This window comes from Agrobacterium sp. rho-8.1 (assembly GCF_033957725.1).
Classification (GTDB): domain Bacteria; phylum Pseudomonadota; class Alphaproteobacteria; order Rhizobiales; family Rhizobiaceae; genus Agrobacterium.
This window is the reverse complement of the sequence record NZ_CP192791.1, coordinates 206,341-228,159: the sequence shown is the minus strand read 5'-3', so window position 1 is coordinate 228,159 and position 21,819 is coordinate 206,341. Positions and strand designations below refer to the sequence as shown.

Annotated in this window: 21 protein-coding genes; 13 read left to right on the top strand and 8 right to left on the bottom strand. The window is 57.2% G+C overall.

Annotation, left to right across the window (positions count from 1 at the left end):
- Window positions 1–314: 314 nt before the first annotated feature.
- The 11 genes from traI to trbI are packed head-to-tail and all read left to right on the top strand — an operon-like array spanning window position 315 to window position 10,408.
- Entirely contained in the window at window positions 315–950 is a 636-nt protein-coding gene (gene traI, locus RMR21_RS24850) for an acyl-homoserine-lactone synthase (protein WP_498672468.1), read from the top strand.
- Entirely contained in the window at window positions 947–1,918 is a 972-nt protein-coding gene (gene trbB / locus RMR21_RS24845) for a P-type conjugative transfer ATPase TrbB (RefSeq protein ID WP_498672465.1), read from the top strand. Before traI ends, trbB begins: the two co-directional genes overlap by 4 nt.
- Entirely contained in the window at window positions 1,908–2,312 is a 405-nt protein-coding gene (gene trbC / locus RMR21_RS24840; RefSeq protein WP_498672462.1) for a conjugal transfer pilin TrbC, read from the top strand. The genes trbB and trbC overlap by 11 nt, the downstream gene beginning before the upstream one ends.
- Complete coding sequence (locus tag RMR21_RS24835) at window positions 2,305–2,604, top strand: conjugal transfer protein TrbD (RefSeq protein ID WP_498672460.1); 300 nt, start codon at window positions 2,305–2,307, stop codon at window positions 2,602–2,604. Before trbC ends, RMR21_RS24835 begins: the two co-directional genes overlap by 8 nt.
- A gap of 9 nt (window positions 2,605–2,613) precedes the next feature.
- Window positions 2,614–5,082: a conjugal transfer protein TrbE gene (locus tag RMR21_RS24830; protein WP_498672457.1), complete on the top strand. Its 2,469-nt coding sequence runs from the start codon at window positions 2,614–2,616 to the stop codon at window positions 5,080–5,082.
- On the top strand, window positions 5,054–5,863 hold the full coding sequence (trbJ, locus tag RMR21_RS24825) for a P-type conjugative transfer protein TrbJ (RefSeq protein ID WP_498672454.1): 810 nt from the start codon (window positions 5,054–5,056) through the stop codon (window positions 5,861–5,863). Before RMR21_RS24830 ends, trbJ begins: the two co-directional genes overlap by 29 nt.
- On the top strand, window positions 5,857–7,065 hold the full coding sequence (trbL, locus tag RMR21_RS24820; RefSeq protein WP_498672452.1) for a P-type conjugative transfer protein TrbL: 1,209 nt from the start codon (window positions 5,857–5,859) through the stop codon (window positions 7,063–7,065). Before trbJ ends, trbL begins: the two co-directional genes overlap by 7 nt.
- Window positions 7,062–7,739, top strand: coding sequence for a conjugal transfer protein TrbF (locus tag RMR21_RS24815; RefSeq protein WP_498672451.1), 678 nt, complete (start codon window positions 7,062–7,064; stop codon window positions 7,737–7,739). Before trbL ends, RMR21_RS24815 begins: the two co-directional genes overlap by 4 nt.
- 46 nt (window positions 7,740–7,785) lie before the next feature.
- Window positions 7,786–8,607, top strand: coding sequence for a P-type conjugative transfer protein TrbG (gene trbG, locus RMR21_RS24810; RefSeq protein ID WP_498672449.1), 822 nt, complete (start codon window positions 7,786–7,788; stop codon window positions 8,605–8,607).
- Window positions 8,607–9,083, top strand: a complete 477-nt coding sequence (trbH, locus tag RMR21_RS24805; protein WP_498672447.1) for a conjugal transfer protein TrbH — start codon at window positions 8,607–8,609, stop codon at window positions 9,081–9,083. Before trbG ends, trbH begins: the two co-directional genes overlap by 1 nt.
- Window positions 9,084–9,094: 11 nt before the next feature.
- Window positions 9,095–10,408, top strand: a complete 1,314-nt coding sequence (trbI, locus tag RMR21_RS24800) for an IncP-type conjugal transfer protein TrbI (RefSeq protein ID WP_498672445.1) — start codon at window positions 9,095–9,097, stop codon at window positions 10,406–10,408.
- A gap of 76 nt (window positions 10,409–10,484) precedes the next feature.
- Here the strand turns inward: trbI and RMR21_RS24795 are convergent, their stop codons facing one another.
- Both RMR21_RS24795 and RMR21_RS24790 read right to left on the bottom strand, forming a co-directional pair.
- Complete coding sequence (locus RMR21_RS24795) at window positions 10,485–10,643, bottom strand: hypothetical protein (protein ID WP_498672443.1); 159 nt, start codon at window positions 10,641–10,643, stop codon at window positions 10,485–10,487.
- A gap of 7 nt (window positions 10,644–10,650) precedes the next feature.
- Window positions 10,651–11,840 (bottom strand): IS3 family transposase gene (locus RMR21_RS24790; RefSeq protein WP_498668974.1). Its coding sequence is split into 2 segments (ribosomal slippage): window positions 10,651–11,588 and window positions 11,588–11,840, totalling 1,191 coding nucleotides; the frame shifts between segments, so codons are not numbered across the junction.
- Between the two features lie 685 nt (window positions 11,841–12,525).
- Between RMR21_RS24790 and RMR21_RS24785 the strand changes: the two genes are divergently transcribed.
- Both RMR21_RS24785 and RMR21_RS24780 read left to right on the top strand, forming a co-directional pair.
- Window positions 12,526–13,455 carry a substrate-binding domain-containing protein gene (locus RMR21_RS24785; RefSeq protein ID WP_498672441.1) on the top strand — a complete coding sequence of 310 codons (930 nt, stop codon included), beginning with the start codon at window positions 12,526–12,528 and terminating at the stop codon, window positions 13,453–13,455.
- A gap of 16 nt (window positions 13,456–13,471) precedes the next feature.
- Window positions 13,472–15,616, top strand: a complete 2,145-nt coding sequence (locus tag RMR21_RS24780) for a methyl-accepting chemotaxis protein (RefSeq protein WP_498672439.1) — start codon at window positions 13,472–13,474, stop codon at window positions 15,614–15,616.
- A 319-nt stretch (window positions 15,617–15,935) separates the two neighbouring features.
- Here RMR21_RS24780 and RMR21_RS24775 read toward each other — a convergent pair whose 3' ends face one another.
- From RMR21_RS24775 to RMR21_RS24750, 6 genes are all read right to left on the bottom strand, one after another.
- Complete coding sequence (locus RMR21_RS24775; RefSeq protein ID WP_498672437.1) at window positions 15,936–17,798, bottom strand: TPM domain-containing protein; 1,863 nt, start codon at window positions 17,796–17,798, stop codon at window positions 15,936–15,938.
- Window positions 17,799–17,827: 29 nt separating this feature from the next.
- Complete coding sequence (locus RMR21_RS24770) at window positions 17,828–18,652, bottom strand: DUF3667 domain-containing protein (RefSeq protein WP_498672435.1); 825 nt, start codon at window positions 18,650–18,652, stop codon at window positions 17,828–17,830.
- 350 nt (window positions 18,653–19,002) lie between these two features.
- Window positions 19,003–19,299, bottom strand: a complete 297-nt coding sequence (locus RMR21_RS24765; protein WP_498672433.1) for a type II toxin-antitoxin system RelE/ParE family toxin — start codon at window positions 19,297–19,299, stop codon at window positions 19,003–19,005.
- A complete protein-coding gene (locus RMR21_RS24760; protein ID WP_498672431.1) occupies window positions 19,296–19,562 on the bottom strand; it encodes a type II toxin-antitoxin system ParD family antitoxin in 267 nt (88 codons plus the stop codon). Before RMR21_RS24760 ends, RMR21_RS24765 begins: the two co-directional genes overlap by 4 nt.
- A 393-nt stretch (window positions 19,563–19,955) precedes the next feature.
- Complete coding sequence (gene msuE, locus RMR21_RS24755) at window positions 19,956–20,516, bottom strand: FMN reductase (RefSeq protein ID WP_498672427.1); 561 nt, start codon at window positions 20,514–20,516, stop codon at window positions 19,956–19,958.
- A gap of 37 nt (window positions 20,517–20,553) precedes the next feature.
- A complete protein-coding gene (locus RMR21_RS24750) occupies window positions 20,554–21,735 on the bottom strand; it encodes an acyl-CoA dehydrogenase family protein (protein WP_498672424.1) in 1,182 nt (393 codons plus the stop codon).
- Window positions 21,736–21,819 lie beyond the last annotated feature (84 nt).

Here is a 21,819-nt window from a genome sequence, read left to right as displayed (position 1 = left end):
AGTTAGCTCCGATTCTGAGATGTGGGCAAGAGATTTTAGGTTAACCAAACTTTAACGACAGGGGATGGTCTGCCAGTCATGCCTGTGGTTTTCCCCTTGATAAACAGACATTTACATCACTTTTCTAAAAGCCCGAGTGCCAAAGGGATGTGCAGATTTGCACATGAATCTCGTCTGCCGAGCTCATCGCGCGCTCAAATCCTACGCGAGGGACTAGCGACTCGCTAGAATCACCTGAGGTGCAGATCTGCACATAGGCACACGCTCAACGAGATGATTTCTGTTCGCATGACCCAAATCAAGCGGAGATCATCATGCGGATACTGACCATCGCACCCGACCAATACGAGCGCTATCGCGACGTCCTGAGACAAATGCACCATCTTCGCGCGAGGGTATTTGGCGGACGTCTGGCCTGGGACGTCTCCATCAGCGACGAAGAAGAGCGCGACCAGTACGATGATTGCAAGCCGACTTATCTTCTGGCAATTGCCGACGGTGGAAACGTGGCAGGTTGCGTTCGTCTTCTTCCAGCTTCGGGCCCGACCATGCTGGAGCAAACCTTCCCCCAGCTTCTTGGTACGGGTTCGCTCCGCGCTCATTCCGGCATGGCCGAGAGTTCGCGCTTCTGCGTTGATACGGCCCTGGCTGCGGGAAGGGGAGGGAGCCAGCTCCATCTTGCGACGCTCACCTTGTTCGCCGGTATCATCGAGTGGTCGATGGCAAGTGGCTACAGCGAGATCGTCACGGCCACCGATCTCCGCTTCGAGCGCATCCTGAAGCGAGCGGGATGGCCGATGCAGCGTCTCGGCGAACCGGCTCCGATCGGCAACACCATCGCTATCGCCGGAAGCCTGCCAGCCGACCGCGCCAGCTTCGAGCAGGTATGCCCACAGGGCTATCAGTCAGTTCCCCGGACCGACGGAGCAATGCTCAGGAGCGCTGCGTGACCCAGCTCCGCTCCCATCCTCGCCTGGTCCGCAAACTACAGGACGCACTTGGCGACCAACTCTGCATCGCCCTCGATGACACCACCGTCATCGAGATCATGCTCAACCCGGACGGCCGCATTTTCATCGAACGGCTGGGACATGGCGTTGCACCGGCTGGCTCGATGAGCTCTGCTGCAGCCGAAGTTGTCATCGGCAGCGTTGCGCATGCCCTGCAGTCTGAGGCCGACGACGAGCGGCCGATCATCTCTGGCGAACTTCCAATTGGCGGACACCGCTTCGAGGGGCTGTTGCCACCTGTGGTCTCCGGACCGGCATTCACTATCCGCCGTCGTGCCTCGCGTCTCATTCCACTGACAGAGTATGTGACGTCGAAGGTGATGACGGAAGCACAGGCATCGGCCATTCGAAGCGCGATCGAGGCACGGATGAACATTGTCATTTCTGGGGGTACGGGATCGGGCAAGACCACACTTGCAAATGCCATTATCGCCGAGGTCGTCACTGCGTCGCCGGACGATCGAATGGTCATCCTCGAAGACACGGCAGAAATCCAATGCGCGGCGGAAAATGCAGTGTCGCTGCATACCAGCGAGACCATCAACATGGCCCGCCTGCTGAAAAGCACGATGCGCCTGCGTCCCGACCGCATCATCGTCGGCGAGGTCCGTGACGGTGCGGCGCTGACGCTGCTCAAGGCCTGGAACACCGGCCATCCGGGCGGCGTCACCACGATCCATTCCAACACGGCGATGTCAGCCTTGCGCCGACTGGAGCAGCTGACGGCGGAAGCCAGCCAGCAGCCGATGCAGGAGGTCATCGGCGAAGCCGTCGATCTCGTCGTCTCCATTGAACGAACGGGGAAAGGGAGGCGGGTCCGCGAGGTCATCCACATAGAGGGATACCGCAACGGCCGCTATCAGACCGAACATTATGCCCAGATCGATGAGGACAGCCATGTCGTGTAAAACCAATACCATTCTCACCTGTGCAGCACTGGCCGCGTTCTGTGTTGGCCTGGCAAATCCGGCGCTCGCATCCTCGGGAGGCGGCGGTCTTCCGTGGGAATCGCCGCTGCAACAGATCCAGCAATCGATCACGGGGCCAGTCGCCGGGTTCATCGCGCTGGCCGCCGTCGCCATTGCCGGCGCCATGCTGATCTTCGGAGGCGAGCTGAATGATTTCGCGAGACGGCTTTGCTATGTCGCGCTAGTCGGCGGGGTACTCCTCGGAGCCACCCAGATCGTCGCTCTCTTCGGCGCGACCGGAGCATCGATCGGCGGGGCTACCGCGCAGACCAAGCACAGCATGGCTCAACCCACGACGACGCCCGCCCCGGCAGTGGAGGGCGCTCATGGCTGAGACCGGCTCTTCTTTGGCGCGCTCGCGTGTGCACCGGGCACTCTCCCGGCCAAACCTCCTCATGGGTGCCGACCGCGAGCTCGTGCTGCTGACGGCGCTGGCCGCCAGCATCCTGATCTTTGTCGTCCTAACCTGGTATGCGGCTCTGTTCGGCATCGTGATCTGGCTCGTAGCCGTCGCGGCGCTGCGCATGATGGCCAAATCCGATCCGTTGATGCGCCGGGTTTATCTTCGCCACATCTCCTACAAGACGTCCTATCGCGCGACGTCGTCGCCGTGGCGCAAGTTCTAAGGATTCCAGATGGTAGCGCTCAAATCCTTCCGCCATTCCGGACCGTCGTTTGCGGATCTGGTGCCTTATGCCGGACTCGTTGAGAATGGCGTTATCCTGCTGAAAGACGGTTCCCTGATAGCCGGCTGGTATTTTGCCGGCCCCGATAGCGAGAGCTCGACCGACGCCGAGCGCAACGAGGTGTCGCGACAGATCAACGCGATCCTGTCGCGGCTGGGCTCGGGATGGATGATCCAGGTCGAGGCTATCAGGGTGCCAACGGGCGATTATCCGACTGAGGCTGAATCCCACTTTCCCGATCCGGTGACGCGCGCCATCGACGATGAGCGGCGAGCGCACTTTCAGACGGAAAGGGGGCATTTCGAGAGCCGTCATGCTTTGATCCTGACCTGGCGGCCGCCGGAGCCGCGGCGCTCCGGGATAACGCGGTATATCTATTCGGATGCCGCAAGTCGCTCCGCCACCTACGCCGACAAGGCACTGACAAGTTTCCTGACCTCGATCCGGGAGGTCGAGCAGTATCTCGCCAATGTCGTGTCCATCCGCCGGATGATGACGCGGGAAACCTCGGAGCGCGGCGGCTATCGCGTCGCGCGCTACGACGAGCTGTTCCAGTTTATTCGTTTCTGCGTCACCGGCGAGAACCATCCCGTGCGCCTGCCTGATATTCCAATGTATCTCGACTGGTTGGTGACGGCCGAGTTGCAGCATGGCTTGACACCAATGGTTGAGAACCGCTTTCTTGGTGTCGTGGCGATCGACGGTCTGCCGGCCGAAAGCTGGCCGGGGATCCTCAACACGCTCGACCGCATGCCGCTCACCTATCGCTGGTCGTCTCGCTTCGTCTTCCTCGACGCTGAGGAAGCAAGGGCACGGCTCGAACGAACCCGCAAGAAGTGGCAGCAGAAGGTGCGGCCTTTTTTCGACCAACTGTTCCAGACGCAATCACGCTCGGTCGATCAGGACGCCATGCTGATGGTGGCGGAAACCGAAGACGCCATCGCCGAAGCCTCCTCGCAGCTCGTCGCCTATGGCTATTACACTCCGGTCATCGTGATATTTGAAGAAGACCCCACCCGCCTCCAGGAAAGGTGCGAGGCGATCCGCCGCCTGATCCAGGCCGAAGGTTTTGGCGCACGGATCGAGACGTTGAACGCCACGGATGCCTTTCTCGGTAGCCTGCCCGGCGTCTCCTACGCCAACATTCGCGAGCCACTGATCAACACCCGCAATCTCGCCGACCTCATCCCGCTGAACTCCGTCTGGTCGGGCAGTCCGGTCGCCCCTTGCCCGTACTATCCGCCGGCCTCGCCGCCACTCATGCAGGTGGCGTCTGGCTCGACGCCGTTCCGGCTGAACCTGCACGTCGACGATGTCGGACACACGCTGATCTTCGGCCCGACCGGCTCTGGCAAGTCAACGCTTCTGGCCCTGATTGCCGCTCAGTTTAGGCGTTATGCCGATGCCCAGGTGTTCGCCTTCGACAAGGGCGGTTCAATGCTGCCACTGACGCTCGGCCTCGACGGCGATCACTACCAGATCGGCGGCGATATCGGCCCATCGACTAGTGATGAGGTGAAGGCGCTTGCCTTCTGCCCGCTCGCCGAACTGTCGACTGACGGCGACCGCGCCTGGGCCTCGGAGTGGATCGAGATGCTGGTGGCACTGCAAGGTGTGACCATCACCCCGGACTACCGCAATGCCATCTCAAGGCAGTTGGCGCTGATGGCAGAATCCCGCGGCCGCTCGCTGTCTGACTTCGTTTCAGGGGTCCAGATGCGCGAAATCAAGGACTCACTGCATCATTACACCGTCGACGGTCCGATGGGCCAGTTGCTGGATGCCGAGCAGGATGGTCTGGCGCTCGGTGCCTTCCAGTGCTTCGAGATCGAGGAACTGATGAATATGGGCGAGCGCAATCTCGTTCCCGTTCTCATCTACCTGTTTCGGCGCATCGAGAAACGCCTGACCGGCGCCCCAAGCCTGATCATTCTCGACGAAGCCTGGCTGATGCTCGCCCATCCGGTATTTCGCGACAAGATCCGGGAATGGCTGAAGGTGCTGAGAAAGGCCAACTGCGCCGTTGTTCTTGCCACCCAATCGATTTCGGATGCGGAGCGCTCCGGGATCATCGACGTGCTGAAAGAATCCTGCCCGACGAAGATCTGCCTCCCAAACGGCGGAGCACGCGAACCGGGCACGCGCGAGTTCTATGAGCGCATCGGTTTCAACGAGAGGCAGATCGAGATCGTCGCAACTGCCATTCCCAAGCGCGAATATTACGTCGTCTCAGCCGACGGCCGAAGGCTCTTCAACATGGCGCTCGGTCCGGTCGCGCTCTCGTTTGTCGGGGCGACTGGCAAGGAGGATCTCAAGCAAATACGCGCCCTGCATTCCGAACATGGGGCCGGCTGGCCTCTTCACTGGCTCCAGCAAAGGGGGATCGCCCATGCCGAGACACTCTTTCCGACCTCTTGAGGTTCACCCTGCGGTGTTCCTCGTTGCAACTGCGCTTGCGATTGCACAGCCACTTCCCGCCCGAGCCGGCGGCGTGACGGGCGAGGCAACCGAATGGACGCAGCTCGCCAACAATGCCGAATTGATCTCGCTGGTGGGCAAGTCGGCTGAGCAGGTGAACAACCAGATCACCCAGATCTCGCAGCTTGCCGAGCAGATCCAGAACCAGATCAACATCTACAAGAACATGCTGCAAAACACGGCGCAATTGCCAAACCACGTCTGGGGTCAGGTCGAGAGCGACCTCGAGAACCTGCAGAGCGTCGTCGCCCAGGGGCAGGGGGTCGCGTTTTCCATGGGAAATATCGATGACGTTCTCAAGCAGCGTTTTCAGAGCTTTTCCGAGATGAAGAGCAATTTGCCTGATGGAGCGAGTTTCTCTTCCACTTATCAAAACTGGTCCGATACCAATCGCGACACGATCGCCGGTTCCCTGAAGGCCGCAAACCTCACGGCGGACCAGTTCTCAAGCGAGGAAAGCACGATGTCGTCGCTGCGGTCGATGTCGGAAACGGCCGACGGGCAGATGAAGGCGTTGCAGGTTGGACACCAGATCGCTGCACAGCAGGTCGCGCAAATGCAAAAGCTGCGTGGGCTCGCTTCCCAGCAGATGACGATGATGAGCACGTGGTTTCAGTCGGAACAGGCGCAAAAGGATCTCGCTCAGGCACGCCGGGAACAATTCTTCAGCGGAAGCGAACGCGATATCCGCGCCGGTCAGGAGATGAAGCCGAGATGGTGATCGTTCATCCCGCCCGGCGCATTGAGCTCGCCCTTATCGCGATCGGCCTCTTTCTGATCGCGAGCACGCCGGCTCTGGCGCAGCAGGGTCAAGTGCTGACGACTTTAGAGAGCTCCGTGGTTGCAGCCGCAAAGGGCTGGGAGGCGACCGTCATGAATGCCGCGCGCTCGTTGTTCTGGATCCTGGCAGGTATCGAGGTTGGTATCGCCGCGGTATGGCTGGCGATTAACGCCGCATCGCTTGACAGCTGGTTTGCCGAACTCGTGAAACGCATCATGTTCATCGGGCTCTTCGCCTTCATCCTCGATCAAGGACCTACCTTCGCCAAAGCGGTCGTCGACAGCCTCTATGTAATCGGTGCCGGCGGTGGCTCGGCGTCGCCGGCCAATATTTTCGACGCCGGTATTCGTGTCGCAACCAAGATGTCGGAACAGGCGAAGTTCGGTCTTTGGGAAGACAACGCGCTGGCGATCGCCGCCGTTTTTGCCATGGTCGTGGTCGTCGTCTGCTTCTCGCTCGTTGCCGCCATCTTCGTGTCGGTGATGGTGGAAATGTATGTGGGACTGCTCGCCGGCATGATCATGCTTGGATTGGGTGGTACGTCCTACACCAAGGACTTTGCCATCAAGTATCTGGTCTACGCCTTTTCCGTCGGTATGAAACTGATGGCGCTGGTCATGATCGCCAAGATCGGCTCCGACATCCTGCTGGGCCTGGCGGAAGCACCGACAGCAACCTCTGAGCAGTTCATCACCACACTGGCGATCGCCGGCATATCAGTCGTGGTTTTTGTCATCGCCATGTATGTGCCACCAATTCTGCAGGGTGTCGTTCAGGGCGCCTCCGTCTCTGGTGGCATGGAATCGATCCGCCACGGCGGTCAGGCCGCATCCTTTGCGACAGGCGCAGGCTTTTTGGCGACGGCAGCAGCCAGCAGAGGATTTCAGGCGGCAAGTGCGGCGAGGGCAGGGGGAGCGTCCCTCGGTAGTGCCGCCATGCGTGGCATGGAGGCAGGCATCGGCGGTGCGACCAGTGCGGTCGGCTCAGCCGCGAAGGACAAGGCGGTCGGGTCACCCGGCGCCTATGCCGGATCTCTGCTGGGCTTGGCCAATGCCAAACTCGACAAGCAGCCGGGTCGGACCGCATCGCCTCCACCACCGCCACATAACGAGAACATATCACTGGAGGCCAATCAGCCATGACTGGGCCCAATCCGCTTGATAATCCCGATCTTTCAAATCCCTATCTCGCCGCCCGCAACGAATGGAACGAGCGCTATGGATCCTATGTTAGATCTGCCGCCGCGTGGCGCATTGTCGGCATCGCCGGCATCACCATGGCTGTGATCGGTTTTGGCTACGCGCTGTATCAGAGCACCCAGGTAAAGCTCGTTCCCTATATCGTCGAGGTCGACAAGCTCGGCACGGCCGTCAATGCCGGGTTTCCGCAGCAGATCGAATATGCCGATCCACGTGTGGTGCGCGCCACCCTCGGCAGCTTCGTGTCGAATTTTCGAAGTGTGACGCCGGACGCCGTCGTTCAGAAGCAATATATCGACCGCACCTATGGGCTGCTAAGGACATCCGATCCCGCGACCGAGAAGATCAATGCCTGGTTCCGCTCGAACTCGCCCTTCGAGAAAGCGAAGAACTCGACTGTCGCCGTCGAGGTTAACAATATCGTCGCGCTGTCGAACCAGAGCTACCAGCTTGACTGGACCGAATTCGAGCGCGATCGGCGCGGCAAGGAAACCGCCGTCCGCCGTTTTCGCGGCATTGCCACCGTGACCCTGACGCCGCCGCAGGACGAGGGCGTCGTCCGCTTGAATCCCATCGGTCTCTATCTCCGCGACTTCGACTGGACAGCGCAGCTTTGAAAGGCATGGCCCGAACATGATCATCCTACGCACAAGACCACGAGCCATGCTGATAAGCGCTCTCGCCTCGGCAACATTGGCGTATTCACTGGTCGTTCCTCTCCATGCTATTGCTGCCGAAGGCGTCACCGCCAACGAAGCAAAGGGCATGGGAATCTCAACCCAGTGGCGCGGGTCGCGCGGCTTGGTGACCAAGGGGGCCGACGGCAAGGTGATCTTCCTCTACGGCGAGGTCCAGCCATCCGTCGTCTGCTCGCCGCTGCAGGTTTGCGACATTGAATTGCAAGGCGGCGAGGTGGTTCGCGATGTGCTGGTCGGCGATACCGTGCGCTGGAAGGTAGAGCCCGCGACGTCGGGTGCTGCTGGCGGTCAGGCGATCCACCTGATCGTCAAGCCATCGGAGCCGGGTCTTGTGACCTCAATGGTGGTGACGACGTCCAGGCGGACCTATCACATTCAGCTCAAATCCCATTCGACCCAGTATATGGCACGCGTCGGGTTTGAATATCCGGAGGACGTTTCGGCAAAGCTGGCCGACATCAACGCCCGGATCGAGGCGAGCACCATTCCGGGTGCAGGCGTCCCTGCTGGACAGTTGAACTTTTCCTATTCGGTCTCGGGCAACGCAGGCTGGCGGCCTACGCGGGTCTATTCCGATGGGTCGAAGACCTACATCCAGTTTCCACGCTCGATCACCAGTCAGGATGCGCCGGTTCTGTTTGTCACGTCAGGCGGGCAGAACCGGATCGTCAACTACCGCATGAAGGGCGACATGATGGTCGTTGATTACCATGTCGATCGCGCGGTGCTCGTGTCGGGGGTCGGTTGGAAACAGGAAAAGATCACCATCAAGCGTGGAGGGCGGTAATGAACATTACTCTCTCCCATTCGCGCGCCTTGCAACCGCTGCGCAACTTTGCAGCAGCCTGCGCCATCGCCGCCCTTCTTTCCGGATGCCAGTCGATCGGAACAGAAGGGCTCGTTTCCAGCACCGCGCCGCCAGAAATCTCCGGTCCGGCGGCGAGTGCCATAGCCGGCGATATGGTGAGCCGCCTTGCCGAACAGATCGGGCCGGGAAAAGCCACCGTTGCGCTGAAAACTGATACCTCGCCCTTCGGTCAGGCGATGGAAGCGGCGCTGAAGGGATGGGGTTATGCCGTCGTCACCGACCAGAAGACCGACAGCGGCGCAACGGTCATCCCGCTGGCCTACGTGATCTTAGACCTCGATGGTCAGGTATTGGCTCGGCTTTCGACAAAAAGCGTCGAGCTCGGCCGCGCTTATTCCGTCACGGCAAGTGGCGCAACGCCCGCGAGCGCCTTGTCGCTGATGCGGCGTGGGTGAGGGAGAATCCTATGCTGCAATCTCTCAATCTCGGCGGCGCGCGTAATAGCGAGGCCCAATCCACTATCCGGCGGATCAACCGCCTGCCGGTCGTCGTCGTCATCGTTCTGGCACTCGCGTTTCTGTGCGTCATCTTCTACGGGCTTGCATCCAGAGGACTGTACTTCGGCAGGGACACCGGCCCGGAGACGAGCTCTGGCAACCCGGCCTCAACCTTTGCCGACCAGATCAAACGCGGCGTCACCGATGGGATTATCGGCGAGCCGCAGCAGCAGACCTCATTTCAGCCGACGCCGATAGAGACAAAGAAAACGGAAGAAAAGACCAACAATCCCTTCACGCCGCAGCCAGGGCAACGCGAGGTGCAGCAGCGCGGCCAAGAGATCGAAGCGGAAGCCGTCTGGCGGGTCCGTCTTCAGCGGGAACAGCAGGAACAGGTTCTACGGGAGCAACAGCGCCAGCGCATGGCCCGCCTGCAGGCGAATAACGCTGCCTATGATGCGCCGCTTGCCATTGATCGCGGCAAACTTGAAGCGCGTGCGGATACGACCGTAGGCGCGGCTGCAAGAGCCGCGACAGTTCCGACAGATACCGCAAGCTCCCCCGATCTCTATGCGGCGGCGCTGCGCGCCGGGCTCGGTGGTCAAAACATTGATCCCAACGCACAAGGTGCCAAGGAGGACTTCTTCAACGCCGATCTGAAAGAGCTTGGCTACCTGCCGAACCGTGTCGTGCCACAACGATCAGCCTTCGAACTGAAGCGCGGTTCGGTCATTCCGGCAACACTGATCACTGGTATCAATTCAGATCTGCCGGGGCGGATCACCGCCCAGGTGAGCCAGAGCGTTTACGACAGCGCGACAGGGCGTCATCTGCTCATTCCGCAAGGCACGAAGCTCTTCGGTCGCTATGACAGCAAGGTGTCCTTTGGACAGAAACGCGTTCTTGTCGTTTGGACCGACATCGTCTTTCCGAACGGCTCAACACTGCAGATCGGCGGCATGTCGGGAACGGATGCGCAAGGGTATGGCGGGTTCCAGGACAAGGTGAACAATCATTATTTGAAGACGTTCGGCTCGGCGGTGCTGTTTGCCCTGATCGGAACAGGGATCGACATGGCCGTTCCGGAAAGCTCGACGCTCGCGACCCAGGACACGGCCTCGGATGCGACGCGGCGGAATTTCGCAGAAACGTTTGGTCGCGTCGCCGATCGTACCATCCAACGCAATATGGATGTTCAGCCGACCCTGGAGATCAGGCCCGGCTACAAATTCAATGTCCTTGTCGATCAGGACATTGTTTTCCCGAGGATTGATAGAAACTAACACCGGTCAGCGGTTTATAGCGCGTCAAACCCAAAAAATGTTCTGGCTGTCTGTTGCCTTGTAGAATTTTGGTGGATTAATCGGCCCGTTGGCGATTTCGACTTGGTAGCGACTTTGCATAAGCAGCCGCCTCGCCGGAATACGGAAAATCATCACCAATCTGGACATCGTTGTCGTAGACTTTAAAAACAGGTCCATCTGCTTCGACGATCTTGTAGCCGTTTTGACCTGCCACTGAAGTTTCATCCGGCTGCGATTAGAGCCTCGGCGGTTTTTGATACGCCAAATGGCGCGGTGGGAGCAACCGGCGGCAACGCGAAGCTTCCACTTTGCGTAGCGTTGGAGCCGGTTGCGGCGATGATCCCGGCATAGTCCGCCGGGGTCTGGTATCCGAGCGATGAGTGCGGCCGGAAATTGTTATAGTCGTCGGCCCATTCCGCAATGGCGCTGCGGGCATGATCGAGCCCAAAGAACAAACTTTCATTGAGCAGTTCGTCGCGCATGCGGCCGTTAAAACTCTCGACATAGCCGTTTTGCATCGGTCTTCCCGGCGCAATGTAGTGCCACTCAACCTTATGATCCTTTGACCAGGCAAGGATGGCATTCGAGGTTAGTTCGGTCCCATTGTCTGAGACAATCATGCCGGGCTTGCCCCGTCGCTCGATAAGCGTCGTCAGTTCTCGCGCGACACGGCGGCCGGAGATCGATGTGTCCGGGATCGCCGCCAGGCATTCGCGCGTGACATCGTCGACCACATTGAGGACACGGAAGCGTCTGCCGCAGGCGAACTGGTCGTGGACGAAATCCAGCGACCAGCGGGCATTTGCCTTTGCTTCGACGAGGATCGGCGCACGCGTACCGACAGCACGACGCCTGCCTTTCCGCTTGCGCACGGAAAGACCTTCCTCGCGATATAGCCGGTAGATGCGATTGATACCAGACGGCTCTCCGTCTCGTCGAAGCAAGACGAACAATCGACGATAGCCGAACCGGCGGCGCTCATTGGCCAGATCGCGCAACTTCGCTCGCAGCTCTAACTCAGGTGGTCGACTGGATTGATAACGGACCGTCTTGCGGTCGGCAGATATGATCTGGCAGGCCCGCCGCTCCGAAAGCCCCATTGTGACCTTCAGATGCGTGACGGCTTCACGCTTGGCGGCAGGCCCTACCATTTTTTTCCAAGAAGCTCACGAAGAGCGGCAACATCCAGCATCTGCTCGGCCAACAACTTCTTCAGCTTTGCATTCTCGTCCTCAAGCGCCTTCAGACGCTTGGCCTCCGACACCTCCATGCCGCCGTATTTGGCCTTCCAATTATAAAAGGTCGCCTCGGAAATACCGTGCTTGCGGCAAAGATCAGCGGCCTTAACGCCCGCCTCCTGCTCCTTCAGCACACCAATAATCTGCTCTTCCGTAAATCTCTGCTTCTTCATAAGTCCGTCCTCGATGAGCCGGACTATAATCGAATCTGGAGGAAATTCTCAGTGGCAGGTCAGTTTACGTACTCGATACTCGGCGTTTTCCAACCCATGCTTAGCTCTCCTATCTTGCTGCCGTTCTCTATCCTATTTCGGAACTAGAAACGGCTATTCGATGATCTGATGAAAGCATATTGCTAAAATTTCTTAGATGTGGGTGCGCGCAGGTCCGTCCTAAATGTCTATTTCTCCCGTCCAACACTCTATATAGGGCTGAGACGAGGCTTAGATTCGATCTGACATCTTTCATCCTCCTGTCAATCAGCACGGGACATTCGCCCCTTTGAATTGTCAAATCCCCCCTTAACCTACTGGACAATCCGCCAGGACTCGAAATGCCTCACGTTGAATTCATCCTTCGATCTTCAATCTGGCTTTTCGGAAGTAGTGTTAAGTATCATCGGCTCGTTCCGTAATTATATGAGCAAACAATCCCATTCCTGTGATCAATATAGGGTACGCAGAAAATTTGCGATAGGACCGCTTCCAGTGTGATTATGTAGAATGGTGAAACGAGAGCTTCGTGGTGATTGCATTTTCGAATCCATCAACAAAAAATCAATATGAAAGATAATTTTGCAGTAAAACTTTAAGAAATATCTGGAATATTCTCGTGAAAATCCATAACTGGACGGGAACCATGAAACGTAGCGCACTTGCCTCTATTGCATTGACCATCTCCATGTCTGCTGCAAATGCTCAGACGATTGGTGTGTCGATGTCGGATTTGGACAAATTTAGAACGGCGTTGGTCGATGGCGTGAGTGCGCACGGAAAGACAATTCCTGGCATCAAGCTCGTGACCGAAAATGCCAAAGGTGACGGAGAGCTTCAGAAGAAGCAAATTCAGAAATTTGTGACTGACAAGGTTGACGCTATCATCGTGGTGGTTTCCGACGGAGACCTTGGACCTCAGTTGACGAAGATTGCGGCCGATGGCGGCGTGCCATTGGTCTACCTCAACAATGTGCCCTCCAACCTCGAAGACTTGCCAGCCACTCAAGCTGTCGTCGCCTCCAACGAAAAAGAGTCGGGTACGATGCAGACGAAGGAAGTCTGCTCTCGCCTTAAGGGCAAGGGTCGCGTCGTTGTCTTGATGGGTGAACTATTCAGCCCCGCAGCGCGCACACGGACCCAGGATATTGTCGATGTTATTGCCACACCAGAATGCAAGGGGCTCGAGATCGTTGAGCGACAGGCTGCCTATTGGTCGCGCGACTATGCCGACCAGCAGATGCAGGAATGGCTGGCTGCTGGCGTAAAGTTCGATGCCGTCATCGCCAACAATGACGAAATGGCGCTTGGCGCAATTCGAGCCTTAAAGAAGGCAAACGTGCCCATGAAGGACGTTGTGGTTGCCGGTATCGACGCGACGGACGACGCTTTGGCTGCGATGGTCGCCGGCGAACTCGATGTGACCGTGCTTCAGAGTGCGACAGGACAAGGCGCCGGCGCACTGGATGCAGCTGTTAAGCTTGCCCAGAAGAAGACCTTGCCGCGAGAGAACAACATTCCGTTCGAACTGGTCACGCCGCAGACCGTCACAAAATATCTGCCGAAGAGCCAGTAAATAGAAGAGGTCTGACATGCTTTCTTTATGGAATAAGCGCGGTATTCGTGCGCAGATCACCGCCGGATTTGTACCCTTGATTCTTCTGATGAGCTTGCTGACAGCAATGGCGATTTCGGGATTGAACGGGCTCGCCTCTATCTTCACATCCTACCGCGCGACCACAAGCCAAAGTCTTGCGATTTCGGAGTACAGCGACCGCTTGAACGACATTCAGATGTCAGTCGAGGCGTTCCGCGCAACGCCCGGCGAGGCGATCGTGGAACGCTTTCGTTCAGGTGTGAAGGGTTTTGAAGGCACCAACCAGCGCTTTGAGGGCAACGGTGAACTCGCGGCCGGTCTTGCGACGATCCGTACGGATATCGCCTCCTACAGCCAAGCTTTCGAGCAAATCGTCGTACTGCAGGCTAAGCGCGATGCATTGTTGTCCAAGGTCACCGAGTTTGGTCCGTGGACGAGCGTCGCGCTTAACGATGTCATGACCAGCGCGGGACGCCAGGGTGACGTACAGCTACTGCGAAAAACAGCCGCAACACTGGAAGAGCTGAACCGCAGCCTCTATTACTCCGAGCGCTTTGTGCACGGCGGAGACTTTGCAGCCTACGATACGGCGCAGACAGCACTTGCCGAAGCTGTATCCCTGAATGAGGGTGCGGTGAAAGCTGCGATGAATGAGCTGCAGAAAAAGCGCCTTCTCGGTGCCAACCAGCTCATGCAGAACTACACAGCTCGCCTTGCAGACCTGAAAACTGTGCTCCAAAACAGCGACACTATTCGTCAGACGCAGCTCAGTGTGCTCGCGCCGAAGATCTCCGACGAATTTAAGAAACTGCAAGCCAGCATAGCCGGCGCACAAAAAACACTTGATGGTTCAGTAGACGATACGGTGGCTTCCGCCAGCAATACGACGCTTGTCATCAGCGGTATCCTGATTATTATTGGACTTGTCCTGTCCTATTTCATCGGTAAGTTGATATCCTCTGCTGTGAGCAAGATGGCCCATTCCATGGAACGGCTGGCGCGAGGCGACGATCAGTTCACGATAGCCGGCACTGAGTTCAAGCATGAGTTGGGTGCCATGGCGCGCTCGCTGAAGGTCTTCCAGGAGACTGGACGCGCCAAGCTGATTGCCGAGACCAACGCCGAACGTGCGCGTCTGGCGGCAGAGGAAGAGCGCCTGCGCCAAGAGGCCGAGCGCCTGAGCGATGCCGATGTGATGGAACATGCTTTCCGTCAGATCTCCTTGGGGCTCGACGCGCTATCGAAGGGTGATCTGACCGTCAGGGTCGGCGAGGTTGATCACCGTTACGTCAAAATCCGGGACCACTTCAATAGCTCGGTGGAAAGTCTCCAGGATGTGGTCGACTCTGTTGTGCGTGCAGTGGGCACCATCCGGTCTGGCCTTGCAGAAATTTCCACCGCCTCCAATGATCTGGCACGTCGTACCGAACAGCAGGCAGCCTCGCTCGAGGAAACCGTGGCGGCACTGGGGGATGTGACACGTGGTGTGAATGAAACGGCCGAAGGCGCAAGCCGCGCCCAGAACGTGGTGACGACGGCTCGAACCACCGCCGAAAAGGGCGGTGACATCGTCTCTCGGGCTATCTCCGCGATGACGGAGATTCAGGGATCTTCGTTGAAGATCGGAAATATCATAGATGTCATCGATGGGATCGCTTTCCAGACGAACCTTCTCGCGCTGAATGCCGGCGTAGAAGCTGCACGAGCGGGGGAAGCTGGGAAGGGCTTTGCAGTTGTCGCACAGGAAGTTCGTGAGCTTGCCCAGCGTTCCGCGAAGGCAGCCCGTGAAATCAAGGATCTGATTTCTACGTCGGCGAAGCAAGTTGACGCTGGCGTCCGGCTGGTGGGCGAGTCCGGGGTCTCGCTTGACCAGATCGTTAGCCAAATCAGCGTCATGAACGCAACCATCACTGAGATTGCCGTATCATCTCGGGACCAGGCCCACAGCTTACGCGAGGTGTCCGCCGCGGGTGACGAGATGGACAAGGTCACGCAGCAGAACGCAGCTATGGTTGAGGAAACCACAGCGGCCGCCCAGAGCCTATCGCAAGAGACCGAAGGTCTTGCTGAACTTTTACGTGGGTTCAAGACAATGACCGGCCGCAGATCAGAAGACGCCTACTACGCGATGGCTTCTTGATAACCGAGTTCATAGAGGATGATGAAGTGGATTTAAGGTAATCGGCCATCCGAGCTTTGCCGTTGCGGGTCTCCGCTTTCAGACGATTGACTAGGTCAACGACATCGTAGAAGCGCCCACACGTGCCGTAACCGATGAGCGTACGCACAGTTGCAATGGCAAACTGGCTCAAATTTAACCGGACAATCAACACCCCGCAAGCGCACCAGGTTAGTGGCTTCTGCCTGGGGAGCCGAGTAAAAACGAGAAAGCTGCAGTCCGTTTTGTGCCGGTGGGCGAACCTGTCAGCACGAACGATCGCGCCGCTGTTCGTTACCTCCTACAACATATCGTAGCTGATCAGGTCGAGTTGTGGCGCACCTGTGTTGAGGATCGTATCACGTGCGATGAAGGCGTAACGTTTGCCTTCTTCCAAAGGCACTGGCATGAGCGTCGGCACTGCGTCGTTGACGTAGAGCACCACATCCTTCCCGTCCGCTGTCCGCACCTGCATTGCCGGACCGATGAAGCGCGAGCGTGGTTCGTTGACCGCCAGATTTCGGTCGTTCTTATCTGGTGACTTGGAAACTATCGTCGCCTCGAACCGCAGAAGCTTCTGGAAGACTGGGTCCTTAGCCGGGTCGAAGGGTCTTCTGCCGCTTGCACGGTCGGACCGGTTTTTCCGTTTCGCCGCATCATAGTCTGCAAAAGTCGGATAGCGCACGGACCACTCAAGTGGCTTTGATTGGTTCATTACACGGTAGGCCGCGCCCGCAAGTGTCGAACTAATTCTCTGTCCAGGTACCTTTTCAGATATCTGGTTCACAAAGCTCTGTAACCGGCGCCTTGGCGAGTCGTCATTTTCAAACAAAACCTGCAGGCCAGGCCCCAGGGCCACGCCAACTTGTTTTGTGCCCGGAGCGACGACAAGAACAGCGCCGTTGCCCACATCCAGCTTGCCAACCCGCATCTGGCGCATAAAGTCCAGCGCATACCGGTCAGGATCCCGACCTTGCAGGTCCTTGACTGCAACTGTGACCACCTCGACATTGGCGGCCGACGCGAACTGAAAGGCGATCGTTTGCAGTTTGTCGCGCACAAGAGGATCGAACGCGCCAGCCTCGTCATAGACAAAACGGTCAAATTTTGATGGCGTAGCCTCGTCTGAAAGCTTCGGCAGACGGTCGATAACAGCGGGGCCAATGGTCTTGGAGCCGCCATTGGGTTTCAACGATGGCATGTCATCGAATGGACCCGGAATGTCTGGTATCTGCGCCGTTTTGGTGTGATCGGATGGGATTGCCGGAGCTTCTGCAACGACGGTCGGCACCTCCGGCACGCTCTGTTCAGCATGTGGTGCAGACGGCTCCGCTAAAGCAAGGGATTGATCATCGTCGCAGCTTTCCCGCTGCTGTTCGCAAGATTGTGCCCAGCCTGCCTGGACGGCATCAAGCCTTCTCTTGCGTCCGGGGTGGGTTGGTCCATCGGCCTGAGGGATAAGCGTGGCAATCGCTTTCTCCGCTTGTGACAAAGTCGCCCCCATCTTGAAGAGAACGAAGCCTGAGAACTTGTCAGCTTCCAATTCTATCGGAGGCTTGCTGCCGCCTTGCAGAAGTGTGTGGCCGGAAAGATGGTGGCCGATTTCGTGAGCAAGGATAGAGGTTCCGCTCCAGTCATAGTCTCCCGTGGCGCGTGCTATCTCCTGCATGAACTGCCGGTTGTATGCAATGACTCGCTTCGGAACGCCGTCTTGCCCCATTACTATGAGTGCCGCAGCATTCGGCACTGCGCTTTCCGTGATCGTGAAATTCTGCGGCAGACCGGTGAAGCGCATGATCCGGGATACAGCGGCGGTCCCATTCGCCTCGGTTGAGATCTTCAATGTGCTCGCATCGACCTTTAACGCCTTGCCATCGTAGGAACAGGCTTGCAGCAGCTCGGAAAGCTGGGTGGTCAGTTCGGTTTCGTCGGCTTTGCTTGCGTCCGAATTATCCTTCCTCGCCTCTTTATCTCCAGAAGATGCCGGAGGCTGGTCCTGCGCAACAAGCACGCCTCGTTCAGCTTCTTCCAGTTTCGAGAACATCGAGTTGCATATCGCCTTGTCGTCCTGCGTTGGCCAGATAGTCGCAGAATTCGCGCCAGCCGCACCTGGTGTCAGGATAGATCCCGCGGCGACGCTTGCGCATAGAAATAGGGTTCTCATGGTGTCTTCCTTTCATGTCTTCGCTTCAGTCAGGAAAGTTGCGCCATGACTATTCGGATGATGGCGCGCGCATAAAGATAGAAGAGACCTTCCTTCGACAAGTAAAATAGGCCTGCTCCGATTGCGGGCCACCACCATTGTTGTCGCCAATCAATGGCGAAAAACTGTCCGAAAGCAAAAAATACGATCCCGACTTCCACAAAAGGCATATAATAGCCGGTGTAAAAGCGGTGAGACTTGACCATCTGTGCATTGGAATCGAGCAATAGAGGTGACAAATTGATGATGTTGGCGACTATGATAACGAACTGGGCATAAGTCGCCAGCACAAGGTGTTCGATAAAACTGAACCCCTGTCGCGTCCAGAAGACGATGTTTGATGCTATCAATATTGCCAGGATACCGAGCGAGAACGACCATTTTGACCAGGATTGCACCAACGCCACTGCCTTGCTGAGCCGCTCGTCCTGGGTGCCGAGATAGTCCACCTGCGCAATAACCAAGAGCAGGACGACAATCGCCGCGAGAAGCAGTTTGAGAGGATTAGTGTGGCTTTTCCGCTGCCCAAGAACATACTTACGGGCAACTGCGCCAGGCCTCGTGACAACGCGAAAGGCAGATTTTGCCATGTCAGCTTCAAACCAGCGAAGCTTCTCCCAAGCCTCGTCGTGCAGGTGCGAAGAGTTCAACCGCTGTGCTTTCTTCTGTCCGCAAATATGACAATATTTATCGCGCAGAGGCTCACCGCAGTTGCGGCAGATTGGCTCCTCAAAGAAACGATCGAATACACGGGAGATGTCGTTCGCCGTAGGTTTCTCATCCAAAACTGATCCGGTTTCTGGCGATTGTTCCATGCAGATCTCCGCGCGTCATTATGTATTTCACTGCGAACCGGGGCGGTACCTCAGTCCATGCAGTGTATAATCGGTTTCGGATCACTGCAGAGCTCACCGAAACAGCCCAGATAATAACTCAATATTAGCTCTAGCTCTGGTGAGTTATTTCACACAGATGGCCTCTGTAACAACAGGTGCGTTGGTTCAGATCCCTTCAAGGTATTCGACTCGGAAAATTCTTGATCGTGCGTTAGATGCCTATGAAATGTAGAGCGCGGCCATAGGGTCTGGGTTTTGACGCTCATAGGTAAGCCGCAGCGGCTCCTCTTGGCTAAAGCGCGAGGGTCGCCGAGCGTGACACATTCTAATCAATCGCCGAAGAGGATGGTGCCATAGTCGGTGGCACCATGCAGAATATGGATGATGACTACCTTTTCATTGTCAACGCGGTAGAAGATCAGGTAGTCGCCGTGAACGCGTCGATGAATTCTATGAAGTTCATAGCGCGGCACGAGGGAGAAGCCGCTGGGGTTATCGACAAGTTCTTCACATTTGCCCCGTAGTTCCCGAATGAATGAGAGGGCGCGCCGTGGATTGCGCTCAGCAATATGATCGACGATTTGCTCAAGATCGTTCTCGGCCTCATCGGAAAACTCGAGGATCATGCCGATTTTTCGGCCTTGTCAGCCATCGCACGATATTTCGTGTCGAGACGACTGAAGACTTCGCTTGCCGGCTTAGTCCGACCAGCGTCCGCATCAGAGATGCCGCGCATTATGGATGCATCCAGCGCAACTAGCCGGGTCTCGCGGTCTTGAACCAGTCGAACACCTTCACGCAGGACTTCGCTTTTCGAGCCGTAGCGACCTGTGTTAACGAGCTCCTGAATGTAGCTTTCTAGCTGCTTTCCCAGATCGGCGCTGATCATGCTCTCCTCCATTATGTTGTGGCGAAAGCAATATACGCGTTTATCAACTATTATCAATGAGAGGCATATTTGTTCTTTCTTTACCGTTAGCCTGTGACCATTCATGCCTCTACGATCGGCGGTATGGACTTTGATGAGCCAAGTTCCGCTGGGCAGGATCCTGCTAACAAGAAATTTGAGAACGCCGTGGCCACATCGTCCTTTGCGCTACGACATACCTAGCGTTTAACCAATGTGTCATAGGTTCGATTTTCATCAAGGCGGTCGACTCGGACTGGTGGGTCGGCGTCCAATTTCCATTAACGGCAACACAACCAATCGAACGATGAAAGTCTACTCCGACTCAAAGTTCCTGATCGAGGGTTTCGGACCTTTAGCCTGACGCCGTTCAAGTCACTCTGCAGCGATCGCTGTAGAGCGGGAGGACGCATTCAAGAGTAAAGACGCTTCCCTGATGGCCTGATCAATCCGCAACTGAATGATAGGGGACGGTTGGCCTTCGATGAAATCCCTGCCGGATGCGTAAATGGCGGTGGGCAACACGAACGCTTCGAAGAATCCGAACAGGGGACGCAGCTGGTGTTCCACCACAAGCGAATGGCGGTCGCCGCCGCCAGTTGCCGTAAGGATGATGGGTTTGCCTCGCAAGTCCGCCGGATCAAGCAGATCGAAAACATGTTTGAAAAGGCCGGTATAACTTCCCTTATAGGTCGGAGATCCGATCACCAGCGTTTTTGCGTCAATTATGGTTTTGACAATCTGTCTCGCCGCTGGATCCAGTTCCGCGACAGATCGCGCGGCTGCAAGGGACGGGCCCAAATCTTCAACGTCGAACACAGCATGGTTGGAGCCAGTTTGCCGCGCGAGTGAGACGGTGATCCGCTCCACGAAGCTGCGAGTGCTCGAAGGGCGGTTGATGTTGCCGGAGAAGCCGACGATCAGATCATCACTCATCTTATTTCCTTATCATATTTCGATGAACACTCAGCGTTTATGCCGATTTCTTCAGGGCTGCGTGGTCGCTGTGAAGAGCACGATTAGCTTCATCTTTGTTCCACCGGCTGAATGCGGCTTTGCCAAGCATTGCGACAGACGTATCTTCCTGGGGTGCGTGAACGAGAACCGACTGAACATCGCGGAAATGACGCTCCAACCCAAGATCTGCGCTGAGGCCTGGATTGCCAATGCCACGAACGGCAATCTGCACGGCATCGCGCAGCTGACGACCGGCGAGAAGGCGTGCCCTAATCAGTCTTTCCGCTTCGGGCTGACCATGTTCGAGTGCTCCGAAGATAATCTCTCTGGCACCGGTGACGAGAAGATCGATTTCGCCAGACAGCGTCACGAAACGTTCTGTTTTGGCAATTGCGTGACCCAGATTGGCTGGAACACGCTCATGCGCGAAACGAATGAAAGCAGCCTGCGCAGCTTCCGCCGCACCGAGATAGATTGCAGTCAGCGCGAGATTGAACGCAGCATGGGCGCGATTGTCCTGCTGAGCGACGGATGGATCGATCAGATCCAGCACGTTTTCAGCCGGTATTTCGACATTGACGTATTCGACATCGTGGGAGCCGGTGGCACGCATACCAAGACTGCTCCAGTTCTCGATGACATGAATGCCGGGGAGCTTGTTGGGAACGACGAAGGTGCCGACGCGCTCGGGCGTTTCATCTGTATGTGCCCAGACAAGGAAATGAGTGAGACCTTGCGCCCCGGTCACGAAACGTTTTCGACCGGAAATGGACCAACCATTTGCGGTCCGGTGCGCAATCGTTGCTGGTAAGCCGCCGCGTGCTGGCGAACCGAGTTCCGGCTCGACGCGAGCAGCATTGAGCAGCAGCGGCTGCTGTTTGCTTTCGGATAACAGACGGCGGTAGAGGTCTTCCGGCCAGTGATTTTTGACCGCCTGACCCAAGTGGTTGAAGATCGTCATGGCGCTGATCAGTGCAACCGAAGGGTCGCCACGCCCCAAAGCCGCAAGAATGAAGGCCACATCCTTGAGTGAAGCGCCTTTGCCTCCGTAGCGTGTTGCAACCGTGCTTTCGAGAAGCCCGCTGGCATGCACGGCACGAATGCCAGCCCAAGGAAACGCGCCACTGCGATCTGCCTCCGGTGCGGCCTGCGCTACGATCTGCACTGTGTCTTCAAGGATGGCGGTATCGTAAGGCATGCGCGTCGCACTTTCTGGCTTTGTAATAAGTTCGGTAATCAGCGGCCTTGAGAAGCGTCCCGGAGAGGCCGGTTTCGGCCCGAA